General features: G+C 45.3%; 9 protein-coding genes. 7 read left to right on the forward strand and 2 right to left on the reverse strand.

The annotated features are described in order from the left end of the window. The first annotated feature begins 116 nt into the window (after positions 1–116). From AB4482_RS05495 to AB4482_RS05525, 7 genes are all read left to right on the forward strand, one after another. The gene (locus AB4482_RS05495; RefSeq protein ID WP_004741170.1) at positions 117–515 is read left to right on the forward strand and encodes a RidA family protein; all 399 of its coding nucleotides are present in this window, start codon (positions 117–119) and stop codon (positions 513–515) included. 187 nt (positions 516–702) lie between these two features. Continuing rightward, positions 703–2163 carry an aldehyde dehydrogenase family protein gene (locus AB4482_RS05500; protein ID WP_017060834.1) on the forward strand — a complete coding sequence of 487 codons (1461 nt, stop codon included), beginning with the start codon at positions 703–705 and terminating at the stop codon, positions 2161–2163. 206 nt (positions 2164–2369) lie between these two features. Then, a complete protein-coding gene (locus tag AB4482_RS05505; RefSeq protein WP_017060833.1) occupies positions 2370–3365 on the forward strand; it encodes a membrane dipeptidase in 996 nt (331 codons plus the stop codon). 230 nt (positions 3366–3595) lie between these two features. Continuing rightward, positions 3596–5203 (forward strand): BCCT family transporter, encoded by a 1608-nt coding sequence (locus AB4482_RS05510; RefSeq protein WP_372073224.1) that lies wholly within the window; start codon positions 3596–3598, stop codon positions 5201–5203. A 263-nt stretch (positions 5204–5466) separates the two neighbouring features. Continuing rightward, complete coding sequence (locus tag AB4482_RS05515; RefSeq protein WP_372175108.1) at positions 5467–7278, forward strand: hypothetical protein; 1812 nt, start codon at positions 5467–5469, stop codon at positions 7276–7278. Beyond that, complete coding sequence (locus tag AB4482_RS05520) at positions 7275–8012, forward strand: DUF3726 domain-containing protein (protein ID WP_017064722.1); 738 nt, start codon at positions 7275–7277, stop codon at positions 8010–8012. The genes AB4482_RS05515 and AB4482_RS05520 overlap by 4 nt, the downstream gene beginning before the upstream one ends. Positions 8013–8408: 396 nt before the next feature. Further along, complete coding sequence (locus tag AB4482_RS05525) at positions 8409–9701, forward strand: alpha/beta fold hydrolase (protein ID WP_017064721.1); 1293 nt, start codon at positions 8409–8411, stop codon at positions 9699–9701. 171 nt (positions 9702–9872) lie between these two features. On the opposite strand, the gene AB4482_RS05530 is transcribed toward AB4482_RS05525, so the two are convergent. Further along, on the reverse strand, positions 9873–10055 hold the full coding sequence (locus tag AB4482_RS05530; protein ID WP_372131852.1) for a hypothetical protein: 183 nt from the start codon (positions 10053–10055) through the stop codon (positions 9873–9875). A 282-nt stretch (positions 10056–10337) separates the two neighbouring features. Then, positions 10338–10565, reverse strand: a complete 228-nt coding sequence (locus AB4482_RS05535; protein ID WP_004730426.1) for a PAS factor family protein — start codon at positions 10563–10565, stop codon at positions 10338–10340. Between the last annotated feature and the right edge of the window lie 163 nt (positions 10566–10728).

Below are 10728 nucleotides of genomic sequence, written 5' to 3' on the forward strand. Positions count from 1 at the left end.
GAAAGGTGATAGATTTTATTTATCAAATGCACAAAATTTACCGTTAGATTTATCAGGCGTCAAGGTGCAGTATTTAACCATCTTGAAACATAGTTGTTACAAAGTTGGATGGAATCGTGAACGCACAAACTAAAAAACACCCAGTAAAAACCGCTCTTTTCGCTTCAAAAGCACCACTAGAGTGGGCAATCGTTAATAACGGCACTCTATACACTGCGCAGATTCCAATCGATGAAACGGGCGCAGTAGTAGAAGGCGGTATTGAAGCGCAAACGCGTCAGACTTTTAACAACCTTGTTCATACCTTAGAGTGTGCAGGTGAATCGATGGATTCTGTGCTGCAGGTTCTGATTTACGTGACTGACCGTGAATACCTGAAAACGGTAAACAGCGTATACGGAGAATACTTCAACGCACCTTATCCAAATCGTGCAGCAGTCGTTGTTGCAGGGCTAGCTAGAGAAGAGATGTTGGTTGAGTTCGTGGTTTATGCATCGGCGTCTCAACCTGAATAAATGGACTGTGAACTGAGGCAATTTGCCAATCAAAGCTGTTTGTCTACGCAGATCTTTACTAATACAAGCGAATAGTTTTACGTCTAGATACAAAATTAATACTTATTCTCTATATGAATTAACAATTTATTAATTAATCCGATGGTTGCCAGACTCAACCGCAACCTAACGTTACAAGGACAGAATGATGACTCACTTACAGAATGTTCAAGCAGAAAACGCACTTTACATTGGCGGCGAATGGCAAGCGGGTGTAAGCACCGTAGCGAACATTAACCCATCAGATATTTCTGAAAATATTGGCAACTTTGCACAAGCAAGTGCTGAACAAGTTCAACAAGCGATTTCAGCGGCGAAACACGCTCAACCAGAGTGGGAAAAAACGCCGATTGAACGCAAGCAAGCGGTGCTTCAAGCGATTGGTGATGAGCTGATTGCCCGTTGTGATGAGCTGGGCACTTTGCTATCTCGTGAAGAAGGTAAGCCTTTTGCTGAAGGTCGCGGTGAGATTTACCGTGCAGGTCAGTTCTTCCAATACTTTGCGGCTGAAGTGCTTCGCCAAATTGGTGACAACGCAGATTCTGTACGCCCGGGTGTTTCTGTTGAAGTGACTCGCGAAGCGGTGGGCGTTATCGGCATTATCTCTCCTTGGAACTTCCCGACAGCAACAGCAGCTTGGAAAATTGCTCCAGCATTGGCTTTCGGTAACAGCGTTATTTGGAAACCAGCAAACCTAACACCAGCAAGTGCGGTCGCGCTTACAGAGATCATCCACCGCCAAGGTATCCCTGCAGGTACGTTTAACCTTGTACTGGGTAGCGGTTCAACAGTAGGTGATGCACTGATCAACTCTAAAGAAGTGAACGGTGTGAGCTTTACCGGTTCTGTTGATACGGGTCGTAAAGTGGCAGCGGCTACAGCGCCAAACTTCGTTCGATGCCAACTAGAAATGGGCAGTAAGAACGCACTTGTTATTGCTGACGATGCTGATATCCAAACTGCGGTTGATGCAACGATTGCAGGTTCTTTCTCTGGCGCAGGCCAAAAATGTACCGCGTCTTCTCGCCTTGTGGTTATGGATAGCATTCACGACCAATACGTTGAAGCACTGATTAAACGTATGAGCGAGCTGAAAGTGGGTCACGCACTGGAAGAGGGTGTGTTCATGGGCCCTGTCGTTGATGGCAACCAACTTGAAGCAAACCTAGGTTGGGTTGAGAAAGCACGTCAAAGCGGCGGTGAGCTGGCATTTGGTGGCGAACGCTTGAGTATGAAGCACGAAGGTTTCTACATGTCTCCAACGCTGTTCTTGAACACTAAGAACGATTGGGAAGTGAACCAAGAAGAAGTGTTCGCACCAATGGCAAGTGTGATTCGTGTCGCTGACCTAGAAGAAGCGATTGCGACAACCAACGACACTCGCTTCGGTCTAACAGGCGGCATCATTACTCAGAGCCTACGTACTAGCGCAATGTTCAAGCAACAAGCGCAGACCGGTTGTGTGATGGTCAACCTACCAACAGCAGGCACGGATTACCACGTACCGTTTGGTGGTCGTAAAGAGTCTAGCTTCGGTCCTCGTGAGCAAGGTCAATACGCGAAAGAGTTCTACACAGTGGTTAAGACGGCTTACCAACGTCCTTACTAATCCACTTTCTAAATAAGAATTGGATAGCTGAATTAACTTCCTAGCTATCCAGCTATCGAATTGGCCTGATTCACAGAGTCAGGCCAACATTCAAACCAAAGCAGCAAACGAACTTAGACAAGTGATTTAACCCATTTTTGAAAACATGTTATTTGAGCGTGTTTTCAAAACCGAGCTAGAACACTGAGCTTTCAATAGGAGTGGTTATGTACCAGCAACGGATTGTTATAGATGGATTGCAATACTGCAATTGGAACAGAGAATATTTCCAAACACTAAAGGCGAGCGGCATTACAGCAGTTCACGCTACCGCGGTTTACCACGAGACGGCTCGTGAAACCTTATCTCGCTTTGCAGAATGGAATTTAAGATTCGAGCAGAACGCAGACCTTATCATGCCGATTCACTCAATGGCTGATGTCGAGACTGCAAAAGCGACTGGCAAAGTCGGCATTTTCCTTGGTGCTCAAAACTGTTCTCCAATCGACGATGAGATCGGTCTTATCGAAGTGATGCGTAAGCAAGGTCTTTTGATCATGCAACTGACGTACAACAACCAGAGCTTATTGGCGACGGGTTGCTACGAGAAGAACGACACAGGTATTACTCGCTTTGGTAAACAAGCCATCGAAGAGATGAACCGAGTGGGCATGATCATAGATATGTCTCACAGTGCAGAGCGCTCAACACTTGAAGCTATCGACTTGTCTTCTCGTCCTATTTGTATCAGCCATGCGAACCCGACGTTTGCTCATGATGCACTACGAAATAAATCAAACGATGTAATTAAAGCTCTAACCGCACGCGGCGGCTTAATCGGATTCAGCTTGTACCCATTCCACCTACCAAACGGCAGCCAATGTACCTTGGAAGATTTCTGCCAGATGGTTGCGACTACGGCTGACATGGTCGGCGTAGAGCACCTCGGTATTGGCAGTGACCTATGCTTAAACCAACCTCAAGCCGTTCTTGAATGGATGAGAAATGGTCGTTGGTCTAAAGCAATGGACTACGGCGAAGGCTCTGCGAACAACTCAGGTTGGCCAGATGCGTTGCCTTGGTTCTGTGGTAGTGCGGGTATGGAAAACATATATAACGGATTGATGCGTCATGGTTTCAGCGAGTCTGAAGCTGGGCAAGTCTTGGGAGAAAACTGGTTTAACTTCTTGAAAGATGGCCTAGAGCCTCAAACCAAGGGTTAACGGTTTCTCGCGAGCCATCATCGAATTAGCAGCCTTCTAACAAACGTTCAATAAGCAAGTGCTGCTTAAACCAATTTCACTATTCAAAAGGAACAACGGTCTATTTCGCAACGCGGTAACCCAAACATGGATTAGCCTGCCCAACACAAAAAACAATAGGGCAGGTGTTAAATACACCCTTGTAGTCATCATTCAAATGACAGCTGCAAAGAAACCTCTGGAGTCAGAGTATGTCTGATTTAACCAATAGCGTGAAATCTTCAAGCTTAAATGCGGGTCAAGCACACACAACAATTAATGCAAAAAGCAACACAAACGAGTCTGAGTCTACGTCAGACAAATTAGGCCTATCCAACCCAGCACTTTGGTACAGCGGCGGTTTTATCGCTCTGTTCGTGGCACTTGCTCTATTTGATGGCGAGCTGTTATCAAGCCTAGTAAATACGGGCTTTGCATGGTCTGTAAAAGTATTCGGTCCTTACTGGCAAATGCTTCTTCTTCTGACTTTTCTTATTGGTCTTGGCCTGGCGGCAGGGCGAACAGGCAAGGTTATCCTAGGCGGCATCGCTAAACCTGAAATGGACGGCTTCCGTTGGATGGCGATCATCTTCTGTACGCTACTGGCAGGTGGCGGTGTATTTTGGGCAGCAGCAGAGCCTATCGCTCACTACGTTAGCCCACCACCATTGTACGGCGCACAAGAAAACGCACAGCAAGGCGCGGTGAATGCTTTATCGCAATCCTTCATGCACTGGGGTTTTCTAGCATGGGCCATTGTCGGTAGCTTAACGTCTATTGTGGTGATGCACCTTCACTACGACAAAGGCTTACCGCTTAAACCTCGTATTTTGCTTTACCCAGTTTTAGGCGAGCGAGCATTGAAAGGTCACACCGGCGCATTGATTGATGCATGTTGTATTGTCGCAGTAGCGGCGGGCACCATTGGTCCTATCGGCTTCTTAGGCTTGCAAGTGAGCTACGCACTGAACGCACTGTTTGATATTCCTGATGGCTTCACGACGCAGCTTATCATCATCCTGTTCGCTATCGTTCTATACACATTGTCGGCATTAAGTGGTCTTAACCGCGGAATGCAAATGCTAAGCCGTTACAACGTAATTTTAGCAATGTCATTGATGGTCTACATTCTGATCTTCGGCCCAACAAACTTCATTTTCAATGGCTACATCCAAGGTGTAGGCAGCATGATAGACAACTTCATCCCAATGGCAACATACCGTGGTGACGAAGGTTGGTTGAGCTGGTGGACAGTATTCTTCTGGGGTTGGTTCTTAGGTTACGGCCCAATGATGGCAATCTTCATCGCACGTATTTCACGCGGTCGTAGTATTCGCCAATTGGTATCAACCATCAGTCTTATTGCACCGTTCGTAACATGTTTCTGGTTCACCATTGTTGGCGGTTCTGGCCTTGCGTTTGAAATTGCAGACCCAGGCAGCGTAAGTAAGGCGTTTGAAGGTTTTAACTTACCAGGTGCGCTACTGGCGGTAACTCAGCAGCTACCAATGCCAATGCTTATCTCAATTCTGTTCTTGATCTTAACCACGATCTTCATCGTAACGACCGGTGACTCAATGACTTACACCATCAGTGTGGTGATCAGTGGTGAGACAGAACCGAATGCAATTATTCGTACCTTCTGGGGTGTGATGATGGGGGTAACAGCGTTAATTCTGATTTCCCTAGGCTCTGGCGGTATTTCAGCGCTGCAATCCTTCATTGTTATCACCGCGGTACCGGTGTCCTTAATCTTGTTGCCATCACTTTGGAATGCGCCTCAAATCGCAATCAAGATGGCGAAAGATCAAGGCTTATAAAACATCAATGCCGGTATAAAGAAGAAAATGTAGAGATAAAGCTCTCTAAAAACTGAAGATAAACAAGGTGTGAGCCTTTGAAAGAAGGCTGATACAAGATTCCGGAAGGAAGATAAAAACCGTACTGGTGAAGATACACCGGGCGGCACGTATTTAGGTCAATCGATCTAGTCAGGACAAATAATAAGTGGCGAGTTCGCTTGCCTCGATAATATCAATAACGATTAAAAACGTGAAAGCTAACCAACATACTGTCGCTATATATGCTTCAAAAGACAGCAACGATCGGTTCTGAATGGCTAGCAAAATCCTATAACTATAAGGTGGTGAGCAAAATGGATGCACATCGTTCTACCTACACTGAATCAGCACTACGTGACGCGACTGTCGTCATGGCACCGGAAAGGCTAGGTGCAATGCACCAAACACGTATCAGCTTCGTTAGAACTCTGATTCGTAAAATGGCGCAGCAAGAATGGAAAGTGACCAAACATGAATGGCAATTAGACGCTCAGGGCTTTGGTCATGTTATCTATAAGCTTGCGACGCCAAATCATGTTTATCATTTGGTTGTTTTCTGCGATGAGATTGCAGACGACGAACGAAATGACCGTGTAATTGCTGAAAAGTGGGACGTAACGTTTGCTCTGGTTCTTGGTGATGTTGATGTCACCCTACTTGAGAGACTTCGTGCGAATGTACCGCTACAAGAAGCAGGCCGTAACCCTAACAATGTGCTTGTTTTAGCGCGTGCCAACAAAAGTGTACGAGTGTTTGAACATATTGTTAGTCACTTGGCTAAAGGTGTTCAACCAACGCCAAAAGAGCTAGCGGAAGTTGGCTACATCCTACGAACCACAGCGGTTTATGGTAATGGTAAGTTTGGTATTGCTGACTTTAAAATCTTGGAAAAGAATCCAGATTTTAATCAGTCGTTTAGTGCGCAAATGTGTGCGGTTTATATGCTGCGTGAGTTCAGCCTAGATTGGGTTCATTACCTAGCCGAGCAACAGGGCGGTGAACAAGCGATTACCTTGCATAGAGGATTACAGCGTTACCTTGGTGTTGGTAATGCGACTGGTTTAGGCATGGCGCCATACCTTATTAACCACCCGAGTATTGTCGATCAGTGGATGACAACACGTGAGCATGCATTAGCTGACGTGTTAGTTAGTCACACGGATACGGAGTTGATTGAGCCACTACGTACATTAGTTAAAAAAGCGATTTGTCATTTAGAACAAGTTGTTACCATCAATGAAAATCAGCAAGAGTTGAACAAAACCGCTGTTGATGAGTTGAAACACGCAGAACAGTCACTAGAAGCTTCTGTAAACCATTGCGATACATGGGCGCAGTTAGTTGAACAATCTAAGCACATGAGTATGGAAGCCCAAGAAATCCTTATCTCATGCTTGATGGAATTGTACCCAGAATTAGTGGACGCCCATCAAGAGCAAATGAATTGTAGCGAAACACTCTCGCTTCCTAGTGGCAAAAAGATCCAAGACCTATTGGTTGTGTTAGAAGAAAAGTACCGTTGGGCGATCACGACTGACTTTACGAAAGCAGAAAATAACTACTGGTTCTGGTATCGCTCTCAGGACAAAGAAGAGCCAAGGCTCGGTGTTCGAGGCGAGGAACTCGGCGAAGAGCGCGAACTGCCGTTGGATATCGGCCGTCAAGCTTACCGTCTGTACCATGCTTTATTGCAATTCGCGCCAGAGCTTTCATTGGCTGAATTCCTTGTTAAACAACCGCAGCATCGTGCCATTGCGCGCCGTGTGTGGACGTTAGGTAACAAGGCGATGGGCGACATTCAAATGAACGTGCTGCACCAAGACTCGCCACCAATGCATTTGCTGCGTTGTAAGCTAGCGATGTTTGGAGCGACTAAGTTTGATCCTCGCTCAGATCGTTGGGTTCGCGTGACCTTCTTCCAAGGCGCACCGTTGCTTGATGAAATTCATCAGGACGAATGGGTGTTCCCAATCTTACCAAGTGAAGCGGAGATCGCTGACTCAAATAAAGTTCCTACACATATCAACGGCCAACATGGAGGTAAATCGTTATGATCGTTTCTCACAATGAACTGGTAGCGGCCGTTAATAAAGCCTTTCTGGGTATGCGTCGTACATGTGGTGAAGCCGATGTGATAGCGAACATGGTGGCAGATTTACAAATGGTTGGCTTGGATGGTGTTCGTCATTTTAACAATGCGAGCAACTTTATGGGGCTAGAAGACGATTGCCCTGTAGACATCCAAGTGACAAGCGACAACACAGTTGAAGTGGACCTGCACAAGGCGAGCTTAGCGTGTCATCTTCCTGTGGTGATGGATTACGCCATTGAAAAAATGGTCGGTAAAAAGACGCTGAAAATCGAGCTAAACAACTGTCATAACCGTTGGTTAGCGTACAGTGAGCTTGTAAAACTGGCAGCGAAAGGCATCGCATGTACCGCACGTTGGGATAATGGCTCAAATCCTAAGAGCACCTTGTATGTGCTTAACCGTGGTTGCGTTGCACCAGAACTGTTTTTATCAGATTTGCCTCTGGCATCGGACGATCATATCCACAATATGACCATCGAGCTTTCCGTCCAGGATTTCGATATCGAACGTTTGTCAGATGGCTACCAAACACACATTGAATCGGAAGCGCTTTTTAAAACTCAAGAGAAGGCGTGGAACGAGGGCATTGAAGTTGACGATGGAGAGTGGGGCGCGTTGAAAGAAACGGCGACGGCTATCCTTGTTGAAAACAGCCAACGTTCAATTCAAGGTGCAGGTGAGCTCGAGGCTTCTTAGCTTTGTTTTATAGAGCTATAAGTTACAGAAGCTCAGTTTATAGATCTTTGGCTTATAGAAACTAAACCTATAAAGCCTGAGCTTGTTCAACCTAAAAACCTCATTTACAACAGATAAAACCAAAGAGCTTAACGTATCCTCACCTCGTTAAGCTCTTTTTATTTGTGTCCCACTTTTGTTCTTCTTCTCAATAGATCACATCTTAAACTCTCTGTTTTGACACAAGTTGTTACGCGTATAAAGTTAATTTGGCGATTTAATGAAGTACCTTCACATTCAGGTTCAACAAACGGTTTCATTTACAAGCTAGTATGCGTATCTTGCTAACTACGGTGCCAAAGGGTGCCATTTTTATTCGTACCAATGACTTTAGAATCAGATAAAAAGGAATGAAGCGTGCAAGCTAACTTTATTGATGGAACCACCCTGTACCGTCAGCACTCTTTCGAGTTGCCACTTGATTATCAAGCCAAAGATGGACAACAGATCCAAGTCTTCGCACGTGAGCTGGTTGATCTCGCTAAAGATGAGCAAGAGCTGCCGTGGTTGATCTACTTTCAAGGCGGCCCAGGTTTTCCTTCTCCACGGGTGAGTGGTCAATCGGGTTGGCTAAAGCGTGCATTACAAAACTACCGTGTTCTGCTTCTAGACCAACGTGGTACTGGCAACAGCACGGTTATCAGCCATGAAACTTTGGCGCATTTGTCTCCAGAACAACAAGTCGAATACTTAACGCATTTCAGAGCGGATAACATCGTTCGTGACGCTGAAGCGATTCGTGAACAGTTTGGTATTAAGCAATGGTCGACGATTGGTCAAAGCTTTGGTGGCTTCTGTACACTGAGCTATTTGTCACTGTTCCCACAGAGCTTGCAGCGTTGTTATGTGACGGGCGGCATTCCTTCTATTGAACGAGAAGCTGACGATGTTTATCGTGCGACTTACAAGCGTGTAGAAGACAAAAACAGAGCTTTCTTTGCTCAGTTCCCACAAGCACAAGCTATGTGTCGCGAGATCTCTGATTACCTGCTCAACAACGATGTGAGACTGCCAAACGGTCAGGTGTTCACAGTTGAACAGTTCCAGCTAATAGGTATTAATCTTGGTGGCGGCGAAGCAAACCTTCCAATGTATTTCACACTGGAGAGTGCGTTTGTTGAAGTGAACGGTAACAGACAGCTGAGCTACAGCTTCCTAAATCAAATGCAGCAAGAGCAGGGTTACTTAACTAACCCAATTTACGCAATCTTGCATGAATCGATTTACTGTCAAGGTACAGCGTCTAACTGGTCTGCACATCGTGTTCGTGAGCAGTACCCACACTTCAACTACCAATCGGGCAGTGAGTTCTGGTTTACTGGTGAAATGGTGTACCCATGGATGTTCGACCAACTTGAAACGCTGAAGCCACTGCGTGAAGCCGCGAACATGTTGGCTGAAAAGTCGGACTGGGGCACTTTGTACAACGCAGAGCAGTTGAGCAAGAATACAGTGCCAATGGCGTGTGCCGTTTACGCCGATGACATGTACGTTGAGTTGGATTACAGCCGTGAAACATTGGCGAACATTCCTAACTCGAAAGCGTGGATCACCAATGAATATGAACACAATGGCTTGCGAGTAGACGGCGAAAGGATTGTCGATAAATTGATGACGATGGTTGAAGCGTTAGAAAATCTGCCAAAGTAATCAAGCTATTTGCACTAGAAACAAGATGCGTTAGAAGCTTTCTACTTTAGAAACTATCTACGTTAGAAATACGATACGCCAGAAACAAGAAAACGCTGCACCCATGCAGCGTTTTTTTATGTCATCGAACTATTCGATTTAAGGAACTAGGAGGGGTAGCCCTTGAAGCCATTAAGGTTGGATGACGATATCTTGATTTTCAGTGGTCAATAAGCTGGCGCGGTTCTGTTCGATAAGCTGAGCCGCATAAGAGGGAGTTACAGCTTGAATTTCGCCTTTTGAACGAATCGTTAATGCTTCCCACGCATGATCACGGTATTTGCCTGTTTGTGTATATTCAATAAGTACTCTCATGATTCTTCCATCCGATGTGTGGTTAACGTGCTACTAACATTAGCGCCATTATTGTGGTTACACACCTGTTAAAAATGGAACATAAGATTAACCAAATGAGAATGCGTGTAACTTGAAAAACAGACCTAACTGCACTTATCTTCTTAACCGCGTTTATCGCAACTAACCGTATTTATCGCAACTAACAGCATTTATTGTAACCAACCTTACTTATCGTAAATAGCGTCCATAAAAAAACGCTGCACAATGGCAGCGTTAAAGTTGAGATAGGTTAAAGGTTGCTTAGCTGTTTTCTAAGCCAACAATCTTGCGTGCAGACATCACTGCACTATCCAAATCGGTCAATCTACCAGCACTTGCTGGACCAAGAACTGATGAATACAAAGCCAACTGCTTCTCAAATGATAAATCTAATTGGTTATATAGATTTTGGCGGATTTGAGCGTGTTGCTGTGGCTTTGCGCTCGATAGGCCTTCCAACGTATCGTAGATGAGTGTAGTTGTATCCATAACTGTCCTTAGTACATCTTTAGAAAATTTTGCATATTATGCACTTGGTATCATCTTTGTTCTGCGAGATTGATCGCATTATGTGCAGCTCTGCTTAATTGTGTAATCAGTTAGTTACAATTGTGTTGTACGGCAAAGTGTCGGAACTCGGGTTTGGGCAAAA

Source organism: Vibrio sp. 10N.222.55.C7, assembly GCF_041473335.1.
Taxonomy (GTDB): domain Bacteria; phylum Pseudomonadota; class Gammaproteobacteria; order Enterobacterales; family Vibrionaceae; genus Vibrio; species Vibrio crassostreae_C.

Bases quoted from the DNA above. Each gene is read 5' to 3' on its own strand.
- AB4482_RS05515 (WP_372175108.1), top strand. From the start codon at position 5,467: ATGCTTCAAAAGACAGCAACGATCGGTTCTGAATGGCTAGCAAAATCC.
- AB4482_RS05520 (WP_017064722.1), top strand. From the start codon at position 7,275: ATGATCGTTTCTCACAATGAACTGGTAGCGGCCGTTAATAAAGCCTTT.
- AB4482_RS05530 (WP_372131852.1), bottom strand. From the start codon at position 10,055: ATGAGAGTACTTATTGAATATACACAAACAGGCAAATACCGTGATCAT.
- AB4482_RS05535 (WP_004730426.1), bottom strand. From the start codon at position 10,565: ATGGATACAACTACACTCATCTACGATACGTTGGAAGGCCTATCGAGC.
- AB4482_RS05510 (WP_372073224.1), top strand. From the start codon at position 3,596: ATGTCTGATTTAACCAATAGCGTGAAATCTTCAAGCTTAAATGCGGGT.
- AB4482_RS05500 (WP_017060834.1), top strand. From the start codon at position 703: ATGACTCACTTACAGAATGTTCAAGCAGAAAACGCACTTTACATTGGC.
- AB4482_RS05505 (WP_017060833.1), top strand. From the start codon at position 2,370: ATGTACCAGCAACGGATTGTTATAGATGGATTGCAATACTGCAATTGG.